This window comes from Pseudomonas sp. FG43 (assembly GCF_057809175.1).
The window spans coordinates 1-25,622 of record NZ_JBMDJL010000009.1 but is presented as its reverse complement, the minus strand read 5'-3'; the positions used below and the strand labels follow the sequence as shown (position 1 = coordinate 25,622).

Here is a 25,622-nt window from a genome sequence, read left to right as displayed (position 1 = left end):
CAGCATGCGCATGACCGAGCCCTCGACCACTCAAATCACCGCCTCGACCTGCTGCTACTGCGGCGTTGGCTGCGGCGTCCTGATCGAACATGACGGACAGAACATTCTCGGCGTCAGTGGCGACCCACAGCACCCGGCCAACTTCGGCAAGCTGTGCAGCAAAGGCTCAAGCCTGCACCTGACTGGCGACCTGTCGGCGCGAGCGCTCGACCCGCAACTGCGCCTGAGCAAAGACCTGGCACGCAGCGTCACCGACTGGAACACCGCGCTGGAACATGCCGCCAATATCTTTGCCGACACCATCAAGGAACACGGCCCCGACAGCGTAGCGTTCTATATCTCGGGGCAATTGCTGACCGAGGATTACTACGCCTTCAACAAGCTGGCCCGGGCACTGGTGGGCACCAACAACATCGACAGCAACTCCCGGCTGTGCATGTCTTCGGCAGTGGTTGGCTACAAGCGCAGTCTGGGCGCCGACGCGCCACCGTGCAGCTATGAAGACATCGAGCTGAGCGATTGCATGATGATCGTCGGCAGCAACATGGCTTACGCTCACCCCATCCTGTTTCGTCGTCTGGAAGAAGCCAGAAGCCGTCGACCCGAGATGAAAATCATCGTGATCGACCCCAGGCGCACAGACACCTGCGAGCTGGCGGACCTGCACCTGGCAATCCTGCCGGGAACGGACGTGGCGTTGTTTCACGGCATTCTGCATTTGCTGATATGGGAAGGCCTGGCTGATGACGACTTCATCGACGCGCACACCCAAGGTTATGCAGACCTGAAAAACCTGGTGCGCGACTACACACCACAATACGTCGCACACACCTGCGGCATTGCGGTCGAGCAACTGCAAACCTGCGCCCGATGGATTGGCCAGGCTCCCAGCTTTCTATCGCTCTGGTGCATGGGCCTGAACCAGTCCACGGCCGGGAGCGCCAAGAACAGCGCCCTGATCAACCTGCATCTGGCCACCGGCCAGATCGGCCGACCCGGCGCAGGCCCCTTCTCTCTTACCGGCCAGCCCAATGCGATGGGTGGCCGCGAAACCGGCAGCCTGTCCAATCTGCTGCCAGGCCATCGTGAAGCAGGTAATCCCCAGCATCGTGCCGAAGTCGCCGAATATTGGGGTGTCGACACGCTACCGGCAACCACCGGCCTGCCCGCCATCGAACTGTTCGAGCAGTTGCAGTCCGGCAAGATCAAAGCGTTATGGATCGCCTGCACCAACCCGGCCCAATCGCTGCCTGATCAGCAAAAGGTCAAACAGGCACTGAGCACATGCCCGTTCGTTGTCTTGCAGGAAGCCTTCCAGACCACCGAAACCGCACGCTTCGCCGACCTGCTGCTGCCCGCCGCCAGTTGGGGTGAAAAGGAAGGCACGGTCACCAACTCCGAGCGACGCATCTCCAACGTACGCAAGGCCATTCCCGCTCCGGGTCAGGCACGTCCCGACTGGGCGATTACCGTGGATTTCGCGCAACGTCTGGAGCGCAGGCTGCGCCCCGATATGCCAGCCCTCTTCGACTTCACCAGTCCACGGCAGCTATTTGATGAATATAAAGTCCTGACTCAAGGCCGTGATCTGGACATGTCCGGTATCGACCGCGACCTCATCGACCGCTGCGGCCCGCAGCAATGGCCTTTTCCTCAGGGAGCCCGCACGGGCACCACTCGCTTGTACAGCGATGGCGTATTCCCGACGGCTTCGGGGCGGGCACAGTTCGTCTGCGATGCCTATGTCGCCGCCAAAGAGCTGCGCGATGCGCGTTATCCGCTGACACTCAATACCGGGCGGTTGCGCGATCAATGGCACGGCATGAGCCGCACGGGTACGGCGGCACGCTTGTTTGGTCACGCCAGCGAGGCAGTGCTGGGGTTGCACCCGGAAGAAATGGACCGCTACCGGTTGCAGCCAGGCGACCTGGTCCATTTGAAAAGCCGCCGTGGCGATCTGGTCGTGCCCGTCAGCAGCGATGATGGTGTTCGCCCAGGCCAGGCATTCCTGCCGATGCACTGGGGAGATCGTTTTCTCAAGGGCGGCGTCAATGTGCTGACCCAACCCGCCTTCGACCCTCTGTCCAAACAACCGGAACTCAAACACTCGGGGGTGCGGATTGAAAAAGCCCACCTGCCCTGGCAATTCTTCGCGCTGATCGAAGGCGACGTGCAAAGCCACCTGACAGCGCTGCGCCCGCTGTGTGAAGCATTTGCCTATGTCAGCCTGGGATTGATCGGCCGCGAACGCCCTGCGCTTGTGATACGGGCAGCCAATGACGTAGCACCCGAGCACTCGCTGCTGGAAACCATCGATCATCTGTTGGGGCTGGATGAAGGGGCAGTAATGGCCTATGACGACCCCAAGCGCTCTATCGGCAAACGCATTCGTCTCGACAACGGCCGCATCACCGCCTTGCGCCTGGCCGGAGAAACCCTGGCTCAGCACTGGTTACAGAATCTATGGCTGCAAGGTCAGGTGGACGAGCAATTGCGTCGCTGGATGCTGGCCCCCATCAGCACAGAGCCAGGCAAGAACGCCTCTCTGGCCCGCGACAAGATTCTCTGCAACTGCAAGAACGTCAGCCAGAGTGCAATCATGAAGGAAATCGATAATGGCCTGGACTTGAATCAGTTGAAAACAAAACTGGGCTGCGGAACACAGTGCGGTTCCTGTGTACCGGAAATAAAAAGGTTGATCAACGCGGTGGTGCTGGCTGATTAAGCATCGATTTGCCGAATCGCACGCAAAGAAAAGCCCGGCCTGAGCCGGGCTTTTCATTAAAGCAGGCTAATTACTTAGCTTGTGCTTCAACTTCTGCTTCTACGCGACGGTTTACTGCGCGGCCAGCTTCAGTTGCGTTGTCAGCAACTGGACGGGTTTCGCCGTAACCAACCGAGTTTACGCGGTTAGCGCCAACACCGTACTGGTTGACCAGAACTTGTTTAACGGCGCTTGCGCGACGCTCGGACAGTTTCTGGTTGTAAGCGTCAGGACCGACGGAGTCAGTGTGACCTTCAACAGTGGTGGTGGTTTGTGGGTATTGCTGCATGAAGTCAGCGAGGTTCTTGATGTCGCCGTAGCTGTTAGGCTTGACCACAGCTTTGTCGAAGTCGAACTTGACGTCCAGCTCAACACGAACAACTTCAGCAACTGCCGGGCAGCCATCAGCGTCAACAGTTACGTTGGCTGGGGTGTTCGGGCACTTGTCGACGTTGTCGCACACGCCGTCGTTGTCGCTGTCGGAGCAGACTTCAGCAACCGGAGCAACTGGAGCTGCTTCGGTTTTCTTGCTGCCGCCACCGAAGTTTACGCCGATACCGACGCTAGGAGCCCACTCGGTCTCGCCCTGGTCGATGTTGTACTGAGCTTCAACGCCAGCACGAGCATAGAAGTTTTCGGTGAAGTACAGCTTGGCACCGCCGCCGATGTTGGCGAAGGTGGAACCGTTACGACCGCCACGGCCAGTCTGACCGATGCTCTGATCGGAGAAACCTGCAGACACGTATGGACGCAGTGTGTCGCCTGGAGCGTTGAAGTGGTACAGAGCGTCCAGGGCAGTGTTGGAGCCCTTGATGTTCTTGCCATCATTGCCACGAGCGTTGTGGACTTCGTCGTAGCCCAGACGCAATTCAACGTCGTCAGTCAGGAAGTAACCGATCGAACCGCCGAACAGGTTGCCGTCGTTTTTGAAGTCACGGGAGCTGTCGAAATATTGTTTCTTGGCGAAGCCCTCGATCTCGACTGCGCCTTGGCCTTGTGCCAGCACGCCGAACGAAGTCGCGGCAACGATAGTACCAATGGCCAAGCCCAAGGTGTTTTTCAGTTTCATCCGTTAAATCCCCATCTGGTGATTGTAAAGCAGCCCCTTGTAACCGGGGCAATTCGTCGGCAAGTCTAGCAGACCCTGCCAGTTCGTTAGAGATAATTGCTCCGAGTTAAGTTTCGGTGATGCCCGCAAATTTCTCACGTAATTTATCCAATGCCCGCTTATAGCGCATTTTCGTTGCGCTTAAGCCCATGTGCATTATGTCTGCGATCTCCTGAAATTCCAGCTCTGCGACAAATCGCAGCACCAGGATCTCCCGATCGATCGGGTTCACATGCACAAGCCAGCGATCGAGACCGCCCCTTTCTTCAGGTTTGGGCGTCTTCTCTTCAGACGCCTCCTCAAGCGGGTCCAGACTCAAAGCGTCCATCAAGCGACGCTTACGCCGTTCCTTTCTGTACTGAGTGATGCACTCGTTGTAGGTGATGCTGTAAAGCCAGGTTTTGAATTTCGATTTACCTTCGAAATTCTTCAATCCATACAAGACCTTAAGCATCACTTCCTGACAGACATCATCAGCATCGCGATCGTTCCCTAAATAACGTGCACAGACGTTAAAAAGTGTTCTCTGGTAACGTCGCATCAACTCTTCGTAGGCCCGCGTCACGTGAAAAAGCTCGACGTGGGCGCGCGCGACCAGCTCCTCATCTGAGAGCTCGCGGGGGTCGTAGCGCGTCGAAAGCGGTAAGGGTTTATTCAAAACGAGTCGTGCCGACAGTCAGGTCAATGTCAGCCACTGCCCAGATTCCGGCAAATTGTGGCGGCATAGATTAGCAGATTCCCCGCTTAACGGCTGCTTACTCTCTGTTCGAGAAGAATTTTGTTGGAAAACGACACCAACTCCCCCTCGTCCGTCAGCAGTGTAGTCTTGACTGTACCGATTTCCTCGATTTGCCCTTCTATCTCGCCAACCTGCAAATGCTGGCCGACCTGATAAAGCTCTCGAACATAAATGCCGGCCAGAATCTGGCTGGCTATTTCACGACTCCCCAGACCCAATGCCAGCGCGACAGCCAGACCAACGGTCAGAAGGCCGATCACGATGACGTGGTTGAGCAGGTCTGTCTTGACCTCAAGCTGGCTGATCGCAACAGAAATACTGATGATGATGACCAGCCCCTGAGCGATTCGCCCAAGGCCCGGCGCATAATCGACACCCACACCCTCGGCAGCTCCACGCACCAGCCCGTTGACCAGTTGCGCAAGCAGCACACCGACAAGCAGCACCAGCGCAGCACCAAAGACCTTGGGCAGGTACAACGCCAACATGTCCAGCGTCGACGAGACACGTTGCAGGCCAAGGGATTCAGCCGCGGAAACCAGGAAAATCAGCAGGACGAACCAGTAGACGATCTTGCCGATCAAGGTGGAGATCGGCACTTTCACGCCGGCACGGCTGATCAGCTTGGTCAGCCCGGTGCCGCCCATGAGACGATCGAGCCCGAGCTTGGCCAGCAATTTCGATAACAGGGCGTCGAGCAGCTTTGCAACCACGAAGCCCAGCAGCACCACCACAAGGGCGCCGAACAGGTTGGGGATGAAGTTTGCAACTTTGGTCCACAATGCAGTCATTGCAGCAACCAGACTCTGGGTCCAGAGATCCAATTCCATGTTCAATCAGCCTTATCGACAGGGCGAGCAGTAGGTTGTGTGCGACGGGAAACAGGTGAAACGTGCGCAGAACCGTTATTGAGGGCAATCATCATCGTCTGACACCAGCGGCCAAGCAGCCCGAACAGTACACCGGCACCCACCTGACGGTTGGCGGTTTTCAGGACACGGCCAAGACAAGCGTCATCATCCCGGCTGGAGGATGACGATTTGAGCATGTCTCGCAAAGATTCTTCAAAGGGATCGTGCATCAGGCACCTCACGCAATGTCAGTGAGAGACGTGACCAGTTTCGGGCGAGTCACAAACGGCATTGAAAATTTATCCGTCACAACCAGCGCAAACGCCTGAAAAGCAACCACTGCCCCACCGCCACCATGACAATCAAGGCGCAGGCCAGAACAAAGCCGTAAGGATTGTCGGAACCGGGAATACCGCCGACATTGATCCCCAGCAGCCCGGTCAGAAAACTCATGGGCAGAAAAATACCGGTGATGATCCCGAAGCGGTACATGGTGTGATCCATGCGCTCACGCAGACGCCGGTCTTCGGACTCCAGCAGCAACCCGACCCGCTCGCGGGTCAGCTCAAGTTCTTCAAGGTAACGGGTCAGGCTGTTGTTCAACTCGTTCCAGTAATCGGCATCGTCATCGACAAACCAGCCAAGCTTGATACGCGATAGCTGGCCGAAGATATCACGCTGGGGAGCAAGAAAGCGGCGCAACCCGGCTGCCCGCCGCCGAATCTGCAGCAGCTTGCCGTGTTCAGGGCTGTAACGCTCGTCGGCATCGGTCCTTTCTTCCTCCTCGTCCACCGACTCGGTCAAATCGCCGAGCAGGTCCTGCACCTTTTCGGTCAGGTATTGAGCCAGATAAAGCGTCAGTTCGGAGGCTGTCTTCGGCCCTTTGCCTTCACTCAACTGCTCAATGAGTTCTTCGGTCGCCCGCAAAGGCCGCAGCCGCAAGGAAATCACCCGCTGGGCAGCCGCAAAGATCCGCACCGACACCATGTCTTCAGGCTCGGCTCCCGGATTGAGGTTCACGCCTCGCAGGAACAGCAACAGCTCCTGATCAGGCAAGGGCAACAAACGCGGGCGGGTATTTTCTTCGAGCAGCAGCGTGCAGGCGAACTCGCTCAGGCCACTGGAATTGCGCAACCACGAATGAGTCTGCGGGTGACTACGGTCCCAATGCAGCCACAGACTTTCGTGGGGCTGCATCTGAAGACCATCGAGTTCGGTTCGAGCAATGAAACGCGCTCCGCCCTGACCATCCAATACGAGAGCATGAACCAGCCCCCACTGCGCATTTGCTTCGTCGAACATTCTTGCTTCGCTTATTCCGGCATTTTCAGAGGGGACGGAGAAATGATCACACCATTATTGTCGGCATACAGGTAATCACCCGGCCGAAAGGTGACCCCGGCGAAGGTCACCGGAACATTCAAATCACCGATGCCGCGCTTGTCGGTCTTTTTCGGGTGACTGGCCAGCGCCTGTACGCCCAGATCGGTTTGCGCCACAACGTCGACATCGCGGATGCAGCCATAGATCAACAAGCCTTCCCAGCCGCTTTTCGCAGCCTTGTCAGCCAGCAGATCACCCAACAGCGCACAACGCAGAGAACCGCCACCATCAACGACCAGAACCTTGCCTTTGCCGTCGAGTGCTACCTGGTCTTTCACCAGTGAGTTGTCCTCAAAACACTTGATGGTCACGATCTCGCCACCAAAGGAGTCACGGCCGCCGAAACTGCTGAACATGGGTTCTACGACTTGCACCAGCTCCGGATAGGCATCACACAAGTCGGGGGTCGAATAATGCATGGCTAACTCCTGTCAGTGAGAGATGGGTTGCTCAGGGCAGCATAGTGGCTTTGACCTCAACTTTCGCCCCGACTTTCATACAAACACAAAACAGGGCTATTGCCCTACCGCTTCCTGCAACCGGGGACTCGCGTCAGTTGCAGAGCGTTCCTGCAACCAGCCGAGCACTCGCGGCCAGACCTGCTGCTGCGCGCCCTTGCTGACCAGCATCCGCACATGGTCGAAATCTTCGTTGAAACCATGCTCGCGCCCCAGGCACAGGAACTGCCGCTGCTGCGAGCCAAACTGGTCGAACAGCATCTGACAGGCCCACACCGGGTCCTGATGATCGCCAACCGAAGCCACCGCCAGAACCGGCACTTCAACACTGGCCAGCCCCGTCCACCAGTTGCTGTCGCGATCGCCGAAACGACCGAACAGGCCGTGCCAGCGCATGCTTTCCAGGACGATGCCAATCGGCTCGTCTTCTGGCCCGCGCTTGAAGCGAGGCCCGGAAATATGCTCGAAAGGCTTGAGCAGCAAGCGCCCGGACCATTGCACGGGCGGGATTTTCAGCGGCCAGTAGGTACGGCTGATCTGACTGCCAAACAACGCAACCGAAGCGGCACCCGCCGGCCCGAGATATTGGCCACCCAACGCTGCTGCCAGCGTGGTGCCACCCAGAGAGTGGCCGATCCAGTGCGGCACTTGCCCGTTCTGCTCGCGAACGAAGGCGGCAATGGCCGGCAGGTCGTAGCGGGCATAATCCGCCACGCGGTTGCGGCGATAGTCCTGATTGCGGGCCGAAAGCCCATGCCCGCGCATCTCGGCAATCCATACATCGTAACCGGCACGCGCCAGGAACGGCCCAAGGCCGATGCCTTTGGGCGAATACCAGAAACGGCGATTGGAAAAGCTGCCATGCAACAGAATGACCGGCACACCGCGCACATCAGGCTGATCCACCAGCCCGAGACGAGTAACAGCCAGCTCGACACTGGGATCAGGGCTGTTGGCAGGCTTCAAGCGATAGACGTCCTCGACCAGATCGCCACGACGCTCGGCACTGATCAAGGCAACGGGAAAAAGATTGCTGCTGCTTTGCATATTGCTCTTTATCTTTGGTTCAAAGGCATCGGGTCGCCTCTGACAGACTGGTGAAACTGCGGGTTTGGGGCCTCACATGAAAAAGGGCGGTTTCCGAAAAAACCGCCCTTTCCAAAACGCCTGAAACCCTAGACGATTCAAGACGCTATTGCATCACATCCGAAACATCTCAGGCCTGAGCCTGCCCTTCTGCAAGGAAGAACCAGGTTTCCAGTACCGAGTCAGGGTTCAGGGAAACACTTTCGATGCCCTGCTCCATCAGCCAGCGAGCCAGATCCGGGTGATCCGAAGGGCCCTGACCACAGATGCCGATGTATTTGCCCGCCTTGTTACAGGCCTGGATGGCATTGGACAGCAGCTTCTTGACCGCCGGATTACGCTCGTCGAACAGGTGCGCAATGACGCCCGAGTCGCGGTCCAGGCCCAACGTCAACTGGGTCAGGTCGTTGGAGCCGATAGAGAAACCGTCGAAGTACTCCAGGAACTCTTCGGCCAGGATAGCGTTGGACGGCAACTCGCACATCATGATGATGCGCAGACCGTTCTCGCCACGCTTGAGGCCATTGGCCGCCAGCAGATCGATGACCTGACTCGCTTCACCCAGAGTGCGCACGAACGGCACCATGATTTCGACGTTGGTCAGGCCCATGTCCTCGCGCACACGCTTGAGGGCACGGCATTCAAGCTCGAAGCAGTCGCGGAAATTCTCGCTGATATAGCGCGAAGCACCGCGGAAGCCCAGCATCGGGTTCTCTTCTTCCGGCTCGTACAGCTTGCCGCCGATCAGGTTGGCGTATTCGTTGGACTTGAAGTCCGACAGACGCACGATGACCTTCTTCGGTGTGAACGCTGCCGCCAGGGTGCTGATACCCTCGACCAGCTTGTCGACATAGAAACCGACCGGGTCGTTGTAACCGGCAATGCGCTTGTCGACGCTGTCCTTGATCTCGGGTGGCAGGCCGGCGTAGTTGAGCAAAGCCTTGGGGTGTACGCCGATCATGCGGTTGATGATGAATTCCAGGCGCGCCAGACCGACACCGGCGTTGGGCAGCTGGGCGAAATCGAACGCACGATCGGGGTTGCCGACGTTCATCATGATCTTGAACGGCAGCTCAGGCATGGCATCGACCGAGTTGGTCTTGATGTCGAAGCCCAGCTCACCCTCGAAGATATAACCGGTATCGCCTTCGGCACAGGACACGGTGACGCCCTGCCCGTCTTTCAGCAGTTGAGTCGCATTACCGCAACCCACAACAGCCGGGATACCCAGTTCGCGAGCGATGATCGCTGCGTGGCAGGTACGGCCACCACGGTTGGTAACGATAGCGCTGGCGCGCTTCATGACCGGCTCCCAGTCCGGGTCGGTCATGTCGGAAACCAGAACATCGCCGGCCTGGACCTTGTCCATCTCGGACACGTCCTTGATGATCCGTACCTTGCCCGCGCCAATGCGCTGGCCAATGGCACGACCTTCAACCAGAACGGTGCCGGTTTCCTTGAGCAGGTAGCGCTCCATGACATTGGCCGAGGAACGGCTTTTCACGGTTTCAGGGCGCGCCTGAACGATGTAGAGCTTGCCATCGTCGCCGTCTTTGGCCCACTCGATGTCCATCGGCGCCTTGTAGTGCTTCTCGATGATCATCGCCTGCTTGGCCAGCTCGCTGACTTCGGCATCGGTGAGGCAGAAACGAGCACGGTCGGCGACGTCGACATCAACGGTCTTCACCGAACGACCGGCCTTGGCCTCGTCGCCGTAGATCATCTTGATGGCCTTGCTGCCCAGATTGCGGCGCAGAATGGCCGGGCGACCGGCTGTCAGGGTGTCCTTGTGGACATAGAACTCGTCCGGGTTGACCGCGCCCTGCACCACCGTTTCGCCCAGGCCATAGGCGCCGGTGATGAACACCACGTCACGGAAGCCGGACTCGGTATCAAGGGTGAACATCACCCCGGCAGTACCGGTTTCGGAGCGAACCATGCGCTGAACGCCTGCCGACAGGGCCACCAGCTTGTGGTCGAAGCCCTGGTGCACACGGTAGGAAATGGCGCGGTCATTGAAGAGAGAAGCAAACACTTCCTTGGCGGCACGAATGACGTTATCGACACCACGGATATTGAGGAAGGTTTCCTGCTGGCCAGCGAAGGAGGCATCGGGCAAGTCTTCTGCAGTTGCCGAAGAACGCACGGCTACGGCCAGGTTCGGATTGCCTGCCGACAAGGCGGCGAAAGCAGTGCGAATCTCGGCATTGAGCCTCTCGGGGAACTCGGCCTCCATGATCCACTGACGAATCTGCGCGCCGGTTCTGGCCAGAGCGTTGACGTCGTCGACATCCAGAGCGTCCAGGGCTGCATGGATCTGATCGTTCAGACCACTCTGCTCAAGGAAATCACGGTAGGCCTGGGCTGTCGTAGCGAAACCACCGGGCACCGAAACACCAGCGCCTGCCAGGTTGCTGATCATTTCGCCGAGGGATGCGTTCTTGCCTCCCACGTGCTCCACATCATGGACGCCGAGCTTATCGAGGGAAACTACGTACTCTACCAAGGTGATCTCTCCACTAACTGTGTTTGTTGTTGGGAAAAGCTCATGGACCCGAGCCACGCGCAGTGTGACAGCGGGTCTGTTCTGGACTGACTTGAAGCAGCAACCTTGAAAAAAGGTGAGAATGCAGGCCATCAGGGCCTGCAAGCGCGCCTATGATATCCAAGAATCGTCACTAGCTTAAGGCCAAAGGCGCAAATGAAACGATCCGCTTTCTTCATCTCGGACGGCACAGGCATCACCGCTGAAACGTTGGGCCAGAGCCTGCTGGCACAATTTGAAAACATTACGTTCAACAAGTTCACGCGACCCTACATCGACAGCGTCGAAAAGGCGCGGGCGATGGTACAACAAATCAACAATGCCGCCGACAAGGACGAGGTGCGGCCGATCATCTTCGATACCATCGTCAATCAGGAAATTCGCGAGATTCTGGCGACCTCCAACGGCTTCATGATCGATATTTTCTCGACCTTCCTCGCGCCGCTGGAGCAAGAGCTTAGTTCACACTCCTCCTACTCGGTGGGCAAATCTCATTCCATCGGTCATAACTCCAACTACATGGAGCGCATCGAGGCCGTAAACTTCGCTCTGGACAACGACGACGGGGCGCGAACCCATTATTACGACAAGGCCGACATCATCCTGGTGGGCGTCTCGCGCTGCGGCAAGACCCCGACCTGCCTGTACATGGCCATGCAGTTCGGCATCCGTGCCGCCAACTACCCGCTGACCGAAGACGACATGGAGCGCCTGCAACTGCCGGACGCACTCAAGGCTCACCGTAACAAACTGTTCGGCCTGACCATTGATCCAGATCGGTTGACCGCCATTCGCCATGAGCGAAAGCCCAACAGCCGCTATTCCAGCTATGCCCAGTGCGAGTTTGAAGTGCGCGAAGTGGAAAGCCTGTTTCGCCGGGAAAACATCCCGAACATCAATTCCACGCATTTTTCGGTGGAAGAGATTTCGGCCAAGGTGCTGGTGGAGAAAGGGGTTGAGCGGCGCTTCAAATAGCCCTTCCCACGCAGGAGTGCCTATTACTTTTTGGGAGGCAGCTTGCTGGCGACTTCAGCGTACAAACGCAGAATATATGCCGCTTCACAGGCCTTTTCGCCAGCAAGCTGCCCCCCACAAGTTTTGTTTATACCTTGACTGACCGGCATTACCAGGACGTACCCGGCACCCGCACCCAACCTTCCATCAACACCCTGGCGCTACGGCTCATGATGGCTTTGGTAACCTTCCATTCGCCCTCTTCCTGCTGCGCCTGAGCCCCCACGCGCAAGGTGCCGGACGGGTGCCCGAAAGTCACAGCCTCACGCTCGCCGCCACCTGCTGCAAGATTGACCAGCGTGCCCGGAATCGCCGCCGCAGTGCCGATGGCCACGGCCGCTGTGCCCATCATGGCGTGGTGCAGTTTGCCCATGGAGACGGCTCGCACCAGCAGGTCGATATCCTGTCTGTTGACCGGCTTGCCACTGGAGGACAGATAGTCGGCAGGTCCGGCAACGAAAGCGACCTTGGGGGTGTGCTGACGCAAAGAAGGATCATCAATGCTGTTGATCAGCCCCATGCGCAAAGCACCGTGAGCCCGAATGCTTTCCAGTTTCGCCAGCGCCTGGGCATCGCCATTGATATCGGTCTGCAACTCGGTACCGATATAGCCAATGTCGGCTGCATTGACGAAGACCGTGGGAATACCGGCGTTGATCATGGTCGCCTTGAGGGTGCCGATACCCGGCACTTGCAACTCATCGATCAGGTTACCGGTGGGAAACATCGAACCACCCGCGCCCTCTTCATCGGCGGCCGGATTCAGGAACTCCAGTTGCACTTCGGCAGCCGGAAAGGTCACGCCATCCAACTCGAAGTCGCCGGTTTCCTGCACTTCACCGTCCGTGACGGGCACGTGGGCAATGATGGTCTTGCCGATATTGGCCTGCCAGATCCGTACGACAGCCACGCCGCTGGACGGGATACGAGCGGCATCAACCAGCCCCTGGCTGATGGCAAAAGAACCCACGGCAGCGGAAAGATTGCCGCAGTTGCCACTCCAGTCGACAAAAGGCTTGTCGATGGAAACCTGGCCGAACAGGTAATCGACATCGTGGTCGGCCTTGCTGCTGCGCGACAGGATGACCGTCTTGCTGGTACTGGACGTCGCACCGCCCATGCCATCAATCTGTTTTTCATAAGGATCGGGGCTGCCGATGACCCGCAGCAGCAATGCGTCACGGGCCGAGCCCGGAACCTGCGCGACTTCCGGCAGGTCCTTCAGATTGAAAAACACGCCTTTGCTGGTGCCGCCACGCATGTAAGTGGCCGGGATACGGATCTGGGGTTTGTGGGGCATGGAAACCTCAAGTGCATATGTAAGACTAATGCCGATCAGTCAGGGCATACATGTCACCTGTGGGAGGGGCCTTGGCCGCGACGACCTACTGACAGACAACACATTTTCAGTGCCTGAAACTGCGCTGTCGCGGCCAAGGGCCCCTTCCACGGATTATCGCCTTTCGCGGATGAATCGCTCCTACGCGGACTCCAGAAAATCCTGGGCGAAGCGTTGCAGCACACCGCCTGCCTCATAGATAGACACCTCTTCAGCGGTATCCAGACGGCAGGTCACTGGCACTTCCAGCCGCCCACCGTTCTTGCGCTGGATCACCAGCGTCAGGGTTGCCCGTGGCGTGCGCTTGCCGATCACGTCGAATGTCTCAGTGCCGTCGATCCCCAGCGTCAGGCGATTGGTGCCAGCCTGAAACTCCAGCGGCAAGACGCCCATGCCCACCAGATTGGTGCGGTGGATACGCTCGAAGCCTTCGGCAGCAATGGCTTCGACACCCGCCAGACGCACGCCTTTGGCCGCCCAGTCCCGGGACGAGCCCTGGCCGTAGTCAGCACCAGCGATGATGATCAGCGGCTGCTTGCGCTCCATGTAGGTTTCGATGGCTTCCCACATGCGGGTCACCTTGCCTTCCGGCTCGATACGGGTCAGCGAACCTTTCTTGACCTTGCCATCCACCAGCGCCATCTCGTTGAGCAATTGCGGGTTGGCGAAGGTGGCGCGCTGTGCGGTCAGGTGGTCGCCACGGTGAGTTGCATAGGAGTTGAAGTCCTCTTCCGGCAGGCCCATCTTTGCCAGGTACTCACCTGCCGCGCTGTCGAGCAGGATCGCATTGGAAGGCGACAGGTGATCGGTGGTGATGTTGTCCGGCAGCACCGCCAGCGGGCGCATGCCCTTGAGTGTCCGCTCACCGGCCAGCGCGCCTTCCCAATAAGGCGGGCGGCGGATGTAGGTGCTCATCGGACGCCAGTCATAGAGCGGTTCGACTTTCGGGCCGTAATCTTCCTCAAGAGCGAACATCGGGATGTAGACCTGACGAAACTGCTCCGGCTTGACCGAAGCCTGGACCACGGCGTCGATTTCCTCGTCGCTCGGCCAGATATCCTTGAGGCGGATTTCCTTGCCGTCGGCAATGCCCAGCACATCGTTTTCGATATCGAAACGAATGGTGCCAGCAATGGCATAAGCCACCACCAGCGGCGGCGAAGCCAGAAAAGCCTGCCGGGCATAAGGATGGATACGCCCGTCGAAGTTGCGATTGCCGGACAACACCGCCGTGGCATACAGATCGCGCTCAATGATTTCCTGCTGAATCTTCGGCGCCAGCGCGCCGGACATGCCATTGCAGGTGGTGCAGGCAAATGCCACGACACCAAAGCCCAGCTGCTCAAGCTCCGGGGTCAGCCCGGCCTCGTCCAGATACAGCGCGACCGTTCTGGAGCCGGGTGCCAGCGATGATTTCACCCAGGGCTTGCGAGTCAAGCCAAGACGATTGGCGTTGCGCGCCAGCAAGCCTGCCGCAATCACGTTGCGCGGGTTGCTGGTGTTGGTGCAACTGGTGATGGCAGCGATGATCACCGCGCCGTCAGGCATCTGGCCCGGCACGTCCTGCCACTGCCCGGCAATGCCTCTGGCCGCAAGATCGGTGGTTGCGACACGGGCATGAGGGTTGGATGGCCCGGCCATGTTGCGCACTACGCTGGACAGATCGAAGCTCAATACCCGCTCGTATGCGACCTGCTGTAAACTGTCGGACCACAGCCCTGTGTGCCTGGCATACAACTCCACCAGACGCACCTGCTCGTCCTCGCGCCCGGTCAGGCGCAGGTAATCGATGGTTTGCTGATCGATGGAGAACATCGCGGCAGTGGCGCCGTATTCCGGGGCCATATTGGAAATCGTCGCCCGGTCCCCAAGGGTCAGGCTCGATGCACCTTCACCGTAGAACTCAAGATAGGCGCCGACGACTTTTTGCTTGCGCAGGTATTCAGTCAGAGCCAGCACCACGTCAGTGGCGGTAATGCCGGGCTCGCGGCGACCGGTCAGTTCGACACCGACGATATCCGGCAGACGCATCCAGGAGGCACGCCCGAGCATGACGTTCTCGGCTTCCAGGCCACCCACGCCAATGGCGATCACGCCCAGCGCATCGACATGGGGCGTGTGGCTGTCAGTGCCCACCAGCGTATCCGGGAAAGCCACGCCTTCGCGGACCTGCACCACCGGCGACATTTTCTCCAGGTTGATCTGGTGCATGATGCCGTTGCCCGGCGGGATCACCTCGACATTCTTGAAGGCCTTTTTGGTCCAGTCGATGAAGTGGAAACGATCCTCGTTGCGCCGGTCCTCGATGGCCCGATTCTTCTCGAAAGCCTGCGGGTCATTGCCGCCACACTCCACGGCCAGCGAGTGGTCGACGATCAACTGCACCGGCACCACCGGGTTGACCAGCGCCGGGTCGCCGCCCATAGAGGCAATGGCATCACGCAAGCCAGCCAGGTCCACCAGAGCGGTCTGGCCAAGAATGTCATGGCACACCACCCGCGCCGGAAACCAGGGAAAGTCCAGATCGCGCCTGCGCTCAACAAGCTGGCTCAGGGAAGCCTTCAACGTGGCAGGATCACAGCGACGCACCAGATTTTCAGCCAGCACACGAGAGGTGTAAGGCAACAGGTCGTAAGCACCCGGCCTGATAGCCTCGATAGCCCCTCGGGCGTCGAAGTAATCCAGCGAAGTGCCGGGAAGCGGCTTGCGGTATTCAGTGTTCATGGCACAGGACTCGATCACGGAGTTTGGGAGTAGAGAGGGGAACTCATGAGCGGCTCCCCTTCCCTTTTTTCAGCGCTGTTCGATGGGCACGAACTTGCGCTGCTCAACGCCGACATACTCGGCGCTCGGGCGAATGATGCGATTGTTGGAACGCTGCTCGAAGACGTGAGCGGCCCAGCCGGTCAGGCGCGAACAGACGAAAATCGGTGTGAACAGCTTGGTGGGAATCCCCATGAAGTGATACGCCGAGGCATGATAGAAATCCGCATTGGGAAACAGCTTCTTCTGTTCCCACATGGTCTTGTCGATGGCTTCGGAAACCGGGAACAACACCGTATCGCCCACTTCATCCGCAAGCTTCTTCGACCAGCCCTTGATGACCTCGTTGCGCGGGTCGGACTCCTTGTAGATCGCATGGCCGAAGCCCATGATCTTTTCCTTGCGCTCCAGCATGCCAAGAGTGCCTTTGGTGGCCTCTTCAGCCGAAGCAAAACGCTGGATCATCTCCATCGCCGCTTCATTGGCGCCGCCATGCAGCGGGCCGCGCAAGGTGCCAATGGCCGCCGTGACGCAGGAATACAGATCCGACAGGGTCGAAGCACAGACCCGTGCGGTAAAGGTCGAGGCGTTGAACTCATGCTCGGCGTAGAGGATCAGGGAGACATCCATGACCTTGCGATGCAGTTCGCTGGGGGATTTGTCGAGCAGCAGGTGCAGGAAGTGGCCGCCGATGGAGGTTTCATCCGTCACGCAATCGATGCGCTTGCCATCATGGGAGAAGCGATACCAGTAGCACATGATTGCCGGGAAAGCCGCCAGCAACCGGTCGGTCGCATCGCGCTGCTGCTCGAAGCTCAGTTCCGGCTCAAGGGTGCCAAGCATCGAAGCGCCAGTACGCATCACATCCATCGGATGGGTGTCGGCGGGAATGCGCTCCAGCACTTCTTTCAGCGCCTGTGGCAGATCGCGCAGGTTCTTGAGGCGTTCCAGGTAGGCCGTCAGTTGCGCCTGGGTCGGCAATTCGCCGTACAGCAGCAGATAGGCCACCTCTTCAAAGCGGGCCTCGGCAGCCAGTTCGCGCACGTCATAACCACGATAGGTCAAGCCCGCGCCAGCCAGGCCGACGGTGGACAGGGCTGTCTGGCCGGCAACCTGACCCCGCAGGCCGGCACCACTCAATACTTTTGCTTCAGCCATTGCATTCTCCAGTTCTTGAAATTGTCGGGAATTGGCGATTCGTTTTTCTTGGCGGATGAATTCCATGCATGCCGATTGGCACCTGTGGGAGGCAGCTTGCTGGCGAGGGGGCCAGCAAAACTGACGCATAGTCTGCATCTCTTCACACTGTCGCCAGCAAGCTGCCTCCCACAAAGTGTGTACATCACCCCTTCTTCTGAGCAAACAGCGCATCCAGCTTCTGCTCGAAAGTGTGGTAGTCGATGGCGTCATACAGCTCCATGCGCGTCTGCATGGTGTCGATCACATTCTTTTGTGTGCCATCGCGACGGATAGCGCCATAGACGTTTTCCGCCGCCTTGTTCATGGCGCGGAATGCCGATAAAGGATAGAGCACCAGCGAAACGTCAGCGGCCCGCAGCTCATCCACCGTGAACAACGGCGTGGCACCGAATTCGGTGATATTGGCCAGGATCGGCACACCTGCGCGATTGGCAAACTGCTTGTACATGCTCAGTTCGGTAATGGCTTCGGGAAAGACCATGTCGGCGCCTGCCTCGATACAGGCTGCCGCCCGCTCCAGCGCCGACTCCAGCCCTTCGACTGCCAGAGCATCGGTGCGCGCCATGATCACGAAGCTGTCGTCGGTTCGTGCATCCACCGCAGCCTTGATGCGGTCGACCATTTCCTGCTGCGAAACGATTTCCTTGTTGGGGCGGTGCCCGCAACGCTTGGCGCCGACCTGATCCTCGATATGAATCGCCGCCGCGCCCGCCTTGATCATCGACCTGACAGTGCGCGCCACGTTGAACGCCGAAGAACCGAAACCGGTGTCCACATCCACCAGCAATGGCAAGTCGCAGACATCGGTAATGCGCCGCACATCGGTCAGCACATCATCCAGCCCGGTGATCCCCAGATCGGGAATACCCAGGGAACCGGCCGCCACCCCGCCACCTGACAAATAGATCGCCTTGAACCCTGCGCGCCTGGCCAGCAGCGCATGGTTGGCATTGATCGCCCCCACCACCTGCAAGGGCTGCTCGCTGGCAACGGCATCACGGAAACGCTGGCCGGGAGTTTTATTGTTGTGACTCATTTTTCACCTCGGTCGGGAGCAGCCTGGTAATGGCGCTCGATGTTGCGTCTGGAAGCACCGATATGGCGGCGCATCAATAATTCGGCCAGCTCGCCATCGCGCTCGGCAATGGCGTCCAGAATGCGATGGTGTTCGGCAAAGGCCTGGCGCGGACGATTGGGGGTGGTGGAAAACTGGATGCGGTACATGCGCACCAGTTGATAAAGCTCGCCACAGAGCATCTGGCTGAGGGTCTTGTTACCGCTGCCCTGAATGATCCGGTAGTGGAAGTCGAAATCCCCTTCCTGCTGGTAGTAACCCACGCCGGCCTGAAACGCGGCATCGCGCTCATGGGTATCGAGCACATTGCGCAACTCATCGATCTGTTCGGTGGTCATGCGCTCGGCCGCCAGACGACAGGCCATGCCTTCAAGGGACTCACGAATTTCATACAGTTCGATCAGTTCGGCATGGCTGAGCGATACGACGCGCGCGCCCACATGCGGAACCCGGACCAGCAGTCGCTGACCTTCCAGCCGGTGAATGGCCTCACGCAACGGCCCGCGACTGATGCCGTAGGTGCGGGCCAGTTCCGGCTCGGAAATCTTGCTGCCGGGGGCGATCTCGCCCTTGACGATAGCCGCCTGAATACGCCTGAAGACATTTTCGGAAAGTGTTTCCGAGTCCTCGACGGCGACCGTGGAAGTCTCGACTGCATCCAACATATTGTCGACACCTTCAAAATGACATGTGGGTAAATCTAGTAAATACGGCACATCTCGTCAAAATAATTCTCATAATTGTCGACAATCTACCAAAAAACGAGATTCCCCCAGCTACAGACCAATTCCAATCAATGAAAACACACACAAACTTGCAGGAGGCAGCTTGCTGGCGAAAAGGCCCGTGAAACCGACAGATATTCTGCGTCTGTACACCAAGTCGCCAGCAAGCTGCCTCTCACAAAGTTATTCATGCCTCTGACTGATCGGCATTACTACGACAGGCAGGGATAACTGGCATCACGAAACCTTCATGCTAGAATGGCGGCCGCATCTGCCGAGTGCAGCTCTTCAAAGGACACGGCCTGCCAGACACGCCAGGCTGAAAAACCTGCGCTGCGGCCCTGAAGTTTTCCGCCTGTCGCGCAAGGACCTATGAGACTCGAAACCCTCACCACGTTGCTCTGTCTGCTGTTTCTTCCTGCCCTGTGCGCTGCCGCCAACAAGACCGTCTACGGCCTGAACGAATACGCCAGACTCACCAACATTGACCTTGAGGTCGCCGCCAAACTCGATACCGGCGCCAAGACCGCATCGTTGAGTGCGCGTGACATCAAGCATTTCAAGCGCAACGGCGAGACCTGGGTCAGGTTCTATCTGGCCATCGACAACAGCCACGCCCACCCCATCGAACAGCCACTGACGCGCATCAGCCAGATCAAGCGCCGGGCCGACGATGTCGATGCGGATGACGAAAAAAAATACAGCGCGCGCCCGGTTATCAACCTCGATATCTGCATGGGTGAAGTTTTACGCACCATAGAAGTGAACTTGACCGACCGAAGTGCTTTCCAATACCCGCTTTTGATTGGCTCCGATGCACTCAAACACTTCGATGCGCTGGTCGATCCAAGTCTTAAATTTGTGGCGGGCAAGCCCGCCTGTGCCTCCGTCGTTCAAAACGCAGAGTAAATAAATGCGCTCTCTTACACTTCATCTGAAAATCCTGATCACGTTTCTGGTGGCCCTGGGCATCGCGATCACGGCCTATCAGATCGTCATTCTCGGCATCCCGCTGACCGAGGACGAGACCGACAACCTGTGGAATATCGACGCCAAGGTAGAGTTTCAGGCCAACAGTAAAGAATCGATCAAGATCCAGATGTTCGTCCCGCCCCTGACCACCGACTACATCAGCCTCAACGAAAGCTTCATTTCCAATAATTACGGCGTCAGCGTCAACCGCGTTGACGGCAACCGCAAGGTGACCTGGTCCTCACGACGCGCCAACGGCAACCAGACGCTGTATTACCGACTGGTGCTGACCAAGCGCTATGGCGCAGACAAGCCCAAGAGCAAAGGCCCGATCTTTCGCGACAGCATTGCGGTAGAAGGCGCCGAGAAAATCGCCGCCGAAGCGCTGCTTGCGCCTATTCGTCGCCACTCCGCCGATGTCGAAACCTTCATCAGCGAGGCCATCAAGCGCGTCAACAACCTCAAGGACGATAACGCCAGGCTGCTGCTGGCGGGCGATACCTCGGCCGTCAAGAAAGCCCAGATCACCGAGCTTCTGCTGTCCATGGCCCACGTGCCGATGGAAAAGGTACACACCCTGCGCCTGATCACCGACCAGCCGCAGACACCCGAACTGTGGCTGCGCAGTTTCAATGGCAAGGAATGGTTGTATTTCAACCCGGACACCGGTGAAGCCGGCCTGCCGGATGACCGGCTGCTGTGGTGGACAGGCGATGAAAACCTGATCAGCATCGAGGGCGGTAGAAAAGCTTCAGTCAGCTTCAGCCTCAATAACAGCGAAATGAACGCCATGCGGCTGGCCAAGCTGACCGATGAAAGCACCGATACGGACTTCCTGTCCTATTCGCTGTACGGCCTGCCCCTGCAAACCCAGCAGACCTTCATGATCATGGTGATGATCCCGATTGGCGTACTGGTCATCCTGATCCTGCGCAATCTGGTCGGCCTGCAGACACTCGGCACCTTTACCCCGGTGCTGATCGCCCTGGCCTTCAGGGAAACCCAGCTGGGCTTTGGCATCGCGCTGTTTACCGTGATCACGGCCCTTGGCCTGTCGCTGCGCTCCTATCTTGAACACCTGAAACTGCAAATGCTGCCGCGTCTGTCGGTGGTCCTGACCTTTGTCGTGGTGCTGATCGCGGCCATCAGCCTGTTCAGCCACAAACTGGGTCTGGAACGCGGCTTGTCGGTAGCCCTGTTCCCGATGGTGATTCTGACCATGACCATCGAGCGCCTGTCGATCACCTGGGAAGAGCGCGGTGGCGGCCATGCCATGAAAGTGGCCATCGGCACCCTGTTCGCGGCCTCTCTGGCGCACCTGATCATGAGTGTGCCGGAGCTGACCTACTTCGTCTTCACCTTCCCGGCGGTGCTGCTGATTCTGGTTGGCTTCATGCTGGCGATGGGCAGATACCGTGGCTACCGCCTGACCGAACTGCTGCGTTTCAAGGCATTCATCAAAGCAGAAGACGCCAAATGATCGGTTTGTGGAAGACCTGGAAAGCCCTGGAAGCCAAGGGCATCATGGGCATCAACCGGCGTAATGCCGACTACGTGCTCAAGTACAACAAGCGCAGCCTGTACCCGATTGTCGATGACAAGATCATCACCAAGGAACGGGCCATGCAGGCGGGCATCCAGGTCCCGGAAATGTATGGTGTCATTTCCACGGAAAAGGAAATCGACCGCCTCGGCGATATCCTCGGCCAGCATACCGACTTCGTCATCAAGCCCGCACAAGGCGCTGGCGGAGACGGAATTCTGGTGGTGGCCGACCGTTTCGAGGGGCATTACAAAACGGTCTCGGGGCGCATCATCACCCACTCGGACATCGAACATCAGGTGTCCAGCATCCTGACCGGGCTTTACTCGCTAGGCGGGCATCGTGACCGGGCGTTGATCGAATACCGGGTCATTCCGGACCAGATATTCAAGAGCATCAGCTACGAAGGCGTGCCCGATATCCGCATCATCGTGCTGATGGGCTACCCGGTAATGGCCATGCTGCGCCTGCCGACGCGCCAGTCCGGCGGCAAAGCCAACCTGCACCAGGGCGCCATCGGGGTCGGCGTGGGCCTGGCCAGCGGCGTGACCCTCGAAGGCACCTGGCTCAACAGCATCATCAACAAGCACCCCGACACCACCAATGCCGTGGACGGTGTACAACTGCCCTACTGGAACGGTTTCATGAAACTCGCCGCCGAGTGCTACGAACTGTGTGGCCTGGGCTACATCGGCGTAGACATGGTGCTGGACCAGGAAAAAGGCCCGCTGATTCTTGAGCTCAACGCCCGCCCCGGCCTGAATATCCAGATCGCCAACAACTGCGGGCTGACTCACCGGACCCAGGCGGTTGAGGCGCGTCTGGAAGAACTGGCACGCCAGGGGATAAAGGAGACGCCCGAACAGCGGGTGAGTTTCGTGCAGGAGGTGTTTGGGTATGTGTGAACGGGATTTCGATGGACTATACCGTCAAGTATTGACGGTTGAACTCATTGGCCAAACCTCACTTTTTGGCTCACTCGGTTCACAACGGCAGTTTTTTCACTAACTGTGTTCGCACTAGCTCCCTTGACTGCAATGTCCTTCCCTCTCTTAACGATACGACGCGCATCTTCAAGAGCGACACGTGCTCTAGCACCTTCGTCGATAGCCTCATGAATCGCGTCTCGTTGTTGCCAAGTCAATTCATCTTGACTAGTGCTCCCTCGCATGACTCCTTCACGACGCCCGCTTACCTTTTTCCATAGTTTAATTTCCTTGCGACTAAGATCACCGACCGAGAACATCCCAGAAGTATCATCAACAACGGAATTCGACGATATACTCGCGGCACTAAACGAAACTTTCGGAGAACTTCCAGCACTCGACACCACTTTCGCTGCACCTCCTAAAGATGCTCCGATATTGACACCTATAGCTAACCCACCTGTAGCTCCCGCCACAACTCCAGCCCCAAGACTGAGCCATGCCAACGACTCGCTTAAACCGCCCGACGTTAACGAACTGCCTACCCCCGTCCCCACAGAAAAAACTGTAGCTACAGTTGAGACACTGCCCGCAACATATCCCACCATTGAAGCAGTAGCCGCAGTTATACCTAACACTGCACTGACGGGAGCGGCGATGCCAGCAGTCAAGACTGTGGCCGCGACCCCTGCAACCAAGCCGACCCACCATGGAATATGCCCGTCCGGATCCAGATAATTGACCGGATCCCCCAGGCAATACGCATAAGGGTTCACCCCTCCCCGATCAAACGGGCTCAGGTTGTCCGGGCTATGAAACCGCATCAGCACCGGGTTATAGGCGCGATACCCCTGACCGAGCAGGTACCAGCCCGTGGACGGCTCACACAGTTCGCCGTTGAAGGCGCAGCGGCTGTCCACTGCCGGTGTGTCGCTGCGATGACCATAAGCGCTGTATTCGGCAGACGTGACGCTGCCTGCATCGGCCTCAGCCATTACCGTCTTTTTTGCATCGGTCGCCAGCAGCAAAGTCGCAGCCGTTGCTCCGCCCAGACGTTCGGCCAGCAAGGTATCACTGCTCCCGATAAAGGTTCGCTGCTGCGCGCCCTGCAACTGATTTGCCAGTTGCCCCTCCCGATAGAAACGCCGCTCATGAGCACCCGCTTCGCTGGAGCGGGTCAGGCTGTCCTGCGCATCATAGCCATAATCCACCACAGCAGACCCATCGTTTGCGGACACCGCAAGCAGGCGCCCCAAGGCGTCGTATTCCAATCCGCGTCCGGCTTCGTCAAGCGTCAGGTTGCCGTTGTCATCGTAATCCAGCTCGATATTGGCAGGATAATCGGCATGGCTGTTACGCACGGCACTGAGCTGGGTCGGGTCGCGCCCGGTATATTCGTAATCGGCAACATTGCTGCCACCTGCGAAGACCGTCTCAACGCTCAGGATATTATCGAGCGCATCGAACTTGAACGTCTGGCTCTGGATCTGTTTGCCCTGCGGGTCCACCGGCGCATCAGGGCCGGAAGCGGTGTACAGCTCCAGCCGCCCCCTGGCATCGTAAACGAAGGTTTCATCACGCAGCACCGTACTGCCCTCTTTCAAGGTGCGCTGTTTCAGGTGATCGGCCGCGTCATAGGCCTGAACCAGTTGCTGTATCGTTCCTCCCGGCAGAGTAAAACTGCGCAAGACCTCACGACCTGCATCGTCATACTCCAGGCTGACACTCAGGCTCTGGCCGCTGTCCACGGTTGTGATGCTGTCGAGCAGACCCTGGGCGTTATAGCCAAAAGCCGAGACCAGCGCGCCAGCATCGAGCTGTTCGAGCCGACCGCTTTCGTCATAGCGATAAGTCTGGGTCTGGCCGAGTACATCGGTATATCTGAGCAAAAGCCCCTTTAAGCTGTAGCGATACTGCATGGCATAGGCTTCGCCGCCCTGAACCCTGCGCTCCTCCTTGATCTCGCCATTGCTGTAGTAATCGCGCTCCAGCTCCTGATCCTGTTCCTTGCTGCTCAGCAGCCGGGCACTCTGCAGGTCATAGGTGTAATCGGCCGTGCTGCTCAGCATCTTGCGCTGGACCGGTTGATCGCCCAATTGAGGCTGGTAGACATAATCAATGGCCTCGCCGCCTGGCGTATAGACCTTGCCGGGCTGTAGCTGAGCGCCTGGATACTCGAACCGGCTGACCCGGCCACCAATGGTGGAGTCGGTCATGCGCTTCAAACCATCGAATGTCTGTTCGCCTACTACCACGCCATCGACAGCAATCGATACAGGCAAGTCCTCGCGGCTGTGCAAGGCGTAGGTCCGCTCTACCTGTGCTCTGTCAGGCAGTTGACTGATGCGCAGGCGGTCAAAGGCGTCATAACTGGATTCCCGGTAATTGCGCAACGCATCGAATTGCCCGAAGGTTCGCCCAAGGCCATCGTAAGTAGTGGTTTCGAGGCTGATACGCGACTCATCCAGCGCCAGCCGCTCGATAGAATCAGGCTTGTCGAACAGATTGTTCACGGTGACGGTCTTGCCCATCCCCGCCTGCCACTCGCTGGTGGTGCGCTTGATGGGGTCCTGGACCTTGTGCCGCTCGATCCCGTCCGGGCCGGTGATACTGCGCTGTTCACCCCAGTCATCGTATTGATAGGTATTGGTCAGGGGCAGTTCACGCAATTGCAGCTCCGGCTCATCCTCGATTTCCACCAGCAGCCAGTCACTCTCGGTGTCCTCGGTCAACAGCCCGCGAGCGTCGTACAGCGCGCTGTAGGTCTGGAAGTAATCGGCAGGTTTGTTCTCGTCGGCGCCCTGCCGCAACTCCTTCACCACACGGTTCATGCCATCGAGCAAGGTGCGGGTCTTGATCCCCTTGACGTTGGTGGTTTCCTGTTCGGCCTGTTGGCCGTCCACGGCGCTGAGCACATAGCGATAATGGCGCGAAGCTTCGTAGAGCGTGCCAGGGGCTGCGGTTTCCTCGATGACCCGGCCCAGCGCATCGTAGCGGTAGGCAACTTCCACGTCGTTGTCGTCGCGGTTGAGCAGTGGCTGGCCGTTGAGCAGCGAGTGTTGCAGGGTATGGGTCTTGCGCACGGTATCGAAGCTGGTGCTCAGGCTGATGATGGTGTGCTGCACGGTTTC

19 protein-coding genes are annotated in these 25,622 nt (G+C 58.3%); 5 read left to right on the top strand and 14 right to left on the bottom strand.

Annotation, left to right across the window (positions count from 1 at the left end):
* Nucleotides 1-10: 10 nt before the first annotated feature.
* Complete coding sequence (locus ACODS3_RS12560; protein WP_489034530.1) at nt 11-2,725, top strand: nitrate reductase; 2,715 nt, start codon at nt 11-13, stop codon at nt 2,723-2,725.
* 70 nt (nt 2,726-2,795) lie between these two features.
* On the opposite strand, the gene ACODS3_RS12555 is transcribed toward ACODS3_RS12560, so the two are convergent.
* From ACODS3_RS12555 to ppsA, 8 genes are all read right to left on the bottom strand, one after another.
* The gene (locus ACODS3_RS12555) at nt 2,796-3,833 is read right to left on the bottom strand and encodes an OmpA family protein (RefSeq protein WP_201019049.1); all 1,038 of its coding nucleotides are present in this window, start codon (nt 3,831-3,833) and stop codon (nt 2,796-2,798) included.
* Nucleotides 3,834-3,939: 106 nt separating this feature from the next.
* On the bottom strand, nt 3,940-4,530 hold the full coding sequence (sigX, locus tag ACODS3_RS12550) for an RNA polymerase sigma factor SigX (RefSeq protein ID WP_122317373.1): 591 nt from the start codon (nt 4,528-4,530) through the stop codon (nt 3,940-3,942).
* Between the two features lie 86 nt (nt 4,531-4,616).
* Nucleotides 4,617-5,441: a mechanosensitive ion channel family protein gene (locus ACODS3_RS12545; RefSeq protein ID WP_201006866.1), complete on the bottom strand. Its 825-nt coding sequence runs from the start codon at nt 5,439-5,441 to the stop codon at nt 4,617-4,619.
* A 2-nt stretch (nt 5,442-5,443) separates the two neighbouring features.
* On the bottom strand, nt 5,444-5,692 hold the full coding sequence (locus ACODS3_RS12540) for a CrfX protein (RefSeq protein ID WP_201006865.1): 249 nt from the start codon (nt 5,690-5,692) through the stop codon (nt 5,444-5,446).
* A gap of 76 nt (nt 5,693-5,768) precedes the next feature.
* The gene (locus ACODS3_RS12535; protein ID WP_489034527.1) at nt 5,769-6,764 is read right to left on the bottom strand and encodes a zinc transporter ZntB; all 996 of its coding nucleotides are present in this window, start codon (nt 6,762-6,764) and stop codon (nt 5,769-5,771) included.
* An 11-nt stretch (nt 6,765-6,775) separates the two neighbouring features.
* On the bottom strand, nt 6,776-7,264 hold the full coding sequence (rraA, locus tag ACODS3_RS12530) for a ribonuclease E activity regulator RraA (protein WP_201006863.1): 489 nt from the start codon (nt 7,262-7,264) through the stop codon (nt 6,776-6,778).
* Between the two features lie 96 nt (nt 7,265-7,360).
* On the bottom strand, nt 7,361-8,350 hold the full coding sequence (locus ACODS3_RS12525; RefSeq protein ID WP_489034525.1) for an alpha/beta fold hydrolase: 990 nt from the start codon (nt 8,348-8,350) through the stop codon (nt 7,361-7,363).
* Nucleotides 8,351-8,519: 169 nt separating this feature from the next.
* Nucleotides 8,520-10,895, bottom strand: coding sequence for a phosphoenolpyruvate synthase (gene ppsA, locus ACODS3_RS12520; RefSeq protein WP_201006859.1), 2,376 nt, complete (start codon nt 10,893-10,895; stop codon nt 8,520-8,522).
* A gap of 195 nt (nt 10,896-11,090) precedes the next feature.
* Between ppsA and ppsR the strand changes: the two genes are divergently transcribed.
* Complete coding sequence (gene ppsR, locus ACODS3_RS12515; protein ID WP_201019044.1) at nt 11,091-11,909, top strand: posphoenolpyruvate synthetase regulatory kinase/phosphorylase PpsR; 819 nt, start codon at nt 11,091-11,093, stop codon at nt 11,907-11,909.
* A 148-nt stretch (nt 11,910-12,057) separates the two neighbouring features.
* Here the strand turns inward: ppsR and prpF are convergent, their stop codons facing one another.
* The 5 genes from prpF to ACODS3_RS12490 all read right to left on the bottom strand — a co-directional run bounded on the left by prpF (nt 12,058) and on the right by ACODS3_RS12490 (nt 18,990).
* Nucleotides 12,058-13,248: a 2-methylaconitate cis-trans isomerase PrpF gene (gene prpF, locus ACODS3_RS12510; RefSeq protein WP_489034523.1), complete on the bottom strand. Its 1,191-nt coding sequence runs from the start codon at nt 13,246-13,248 to the stop codon at nt 12,058-12,060.
* A 180-nt stretch (nt 13,249-13,428) separates the two neighbouring features.
* Nucleotides 13,429-16,011, bottom strand: a complete 2,583-nt coding sequence (gene acnD, locus ACODS3_RS12505; RefSeq protein ID WP_489034521.1) for a Fe/S-dependent 2-methylisocitrate dehydratase AcnD — start codon at nt 16,009-16,011, stop codon at nt 13,429-13,431.
* Between the two features lie 69 nt (nt 16,012-16,080).
* Complete coding sequence (prpC, locus tag ACODS3_RS12500; protein WP_201019041.1) at nt 16,081-17,208, bottom strand: bifunctional 2-methylcitrate synthase/citrate synthase; 1,128 nt, start codon at nt 17,206-17,208, stop codon at nt 16,081-16,083.
* A gap of 184 nt (nt 17,209-17,392) precedes the next feature.
* On the bottom strand, nt 17,393-18,286 hold the full coding sequence (gene prpB / locus ACODS3_RS12495) for a methylisocitrate lyase (RefSeq protein WP_201019040.1): 894 nt from the start codon (nt 18,284-18,286) through the stop codon (nt 17,393-17,395).
* The gene (locus ACODS3_RS12490) at nt 18,283-18,990 is read right to left on the bottom strand and encodes a GntR family transcriptional regulator (RefSeq protein WP_201019039.1); all 708 of its coding nucleotides are present in this window, start codon (nt 18,988-18,990) and stop codon (nt 18,283-18,285) included. The genes prpB and ACODS3_RS12490 overlap by 4 nt, the downstream gene beginning before the upstream one ends.
* A 432-nt stretch (nt 18,991-19,422) precedes the next feature.
* Between ACODS3_RS12490 and rloA the strand changes: the two genes are divergently transcribed.
* Genes rloA through ACODS3_RS12475 form a run of 3 tightly spaced genes read left to right on the top strand, consistent with a single transcriptional unit; the run spans nt 19,423 to nt 22,470 of the window.
* Nucleotides 19,423-19,959, top strand: coding sequence for a retropepsin-like aspartic peptidase RloA (rloA, locus tag ACODS3_RS12485; protein ID WP_489034519.1), 537 nt, complete (start codon nt 19,423-19,425; stop codon nt 19,957-19,959).
* 4 nt (nt 19,960-19,963) lie between these two features.
* On the top strand, nt 19,964-21,502 hold the full coding sequence (gene rloB, locus ACODS3_RS12480; protein WP_489034517.1) for an osmotic stress tolerance membrane protein RloB: 1,539 nt from the start codon (nt 19,964-19,966) through the stop codon (nt 21,500-21,502).
* Nucleotides 21,502-22,470, top strand: a complete 969-nt coding sequence (locus tag ACODS3_RS12475; RefSeq protein ID WP_489034729.1) for an alpha-L-glutamate ligase-like protein — start codon at nt 21,502-21,504, stop codon at nt 22,468-22,470. The genes rloB and ACODS3_RS12475 overlap by 1 nt, the downstream gene beginning before the upstream one ends.
* A gap of 44 nt (nt 22,471-22,514) precedes the next feature.
* Here the strand turns inward: ACODS3_RS12475 and ACODS3_RS12470 are convergent.
* A partial coding sequence (locus ACODS3_RS12470; RefSeq protein WP_489034515.1) for an RHS repeat domain-containing protein occupies nt 22,515-25,622 on the bottom strand: 3,108 nt, incomplete at its 5' end.

Coding starts and splice junctions, on each gene's coding strand:
- rloA (WP_489034519.1), top strand. CDS start 19,423: ATGAGACTCGAAACCCTCACCACGTTGCTCTGTCTGCTGTTTCTTCCT.
- prpF (WP_489034523.1), bottom strand. CDS start 13,248: ATGCCCCACAAACCCCAGATCCGTATCCCGGCCACTTACATGCGTGGC.
- ACODS3_RS12560 (WP_489034530.1), top strand. CDS start 11: ATGACCGAGCCCTCGACCACTCAAATCACCGCCTCGACCTGCTGCTAC.
- ACODS3_RS12490 (WP_201019039.1), bottom strand. CDS start 18,990: ATGTTGGATGCAGTCGAGACTTCCACGGTCGCCGTCGAGGACTCGGAA.
- ACODS3_RS12540 (WP_201006865.1), bottom strand. CDS start 5,692: ATGCACGATCCCTTTGAAGAATCTTTGCGAGACATGCTCAAATCGTCA.
- ACODS3_RS12555 (WP_201019049.1), bottom strand. CDS start 3,833: ATGAAACTGAAAAACACCTTGGGCTTGGCCATTGGTACTATCGTTGCC.
- ACODS3_RS12535 (WP_489034527.1), bottom strand. CDS start 6,764: ATGTTCGACGAAGCAAATGCGCAGTGGGGGCTGGTTCATGCTCTCGTA.
- ACODS3_RS12545 (WP_201006866.1), bottom strand. CDS start 5,441: ATGGAATTGGATCTCTGGACCCAGAGTCTGGTTGCTGCAATGACTGCA.
- prpB (WP_201019040.1), bottom strand. CDS start 18,286: ATGAGTCACAACAATAAAACTCCCGGCCAGCGTTTCCGTGATGCCGTT.
- prpC (WP_201019041.1), bottom strand. CDS start 17,208: ATGGCTGAAGCAAAAGTATTGAGTGGTGCCGGCCTGCGGGGTCAGGTT.
- rloB (WP_489034517.1), top strand. CDS start 19,964: ATGCGCTCTCTTACACTTCATCTGAAAATCCTGATCACGTTTCTGGTG.
- ppsR (WP_201019044.1), top strand. CDS start 11,091: ATGAAACGATCCGCTTTCTTCATCTCGGACGGCACAGGCATCACCGCT.
- ACODS3_RS12525 (WP_489034525.1), bottom strand. CDS start 8,350: ATGCAAAGCAGCAGCAATCTTTTTCCCGTTGCCTTGATCAGTGCCGAG.
- acnD (WP_489034521.1), bottom strand. CDS start 16,011: ATGAACACTGAATACCGCAAGCCGCTTCCCGGCACTTCGCTGGATTAC.
- rraA (WP_201006863.1), bottom strand. CDS start 7,264: ATGCATTATTCGACCCCCGACTTGTGTGATGCCTATCCGGAGCTGGTG.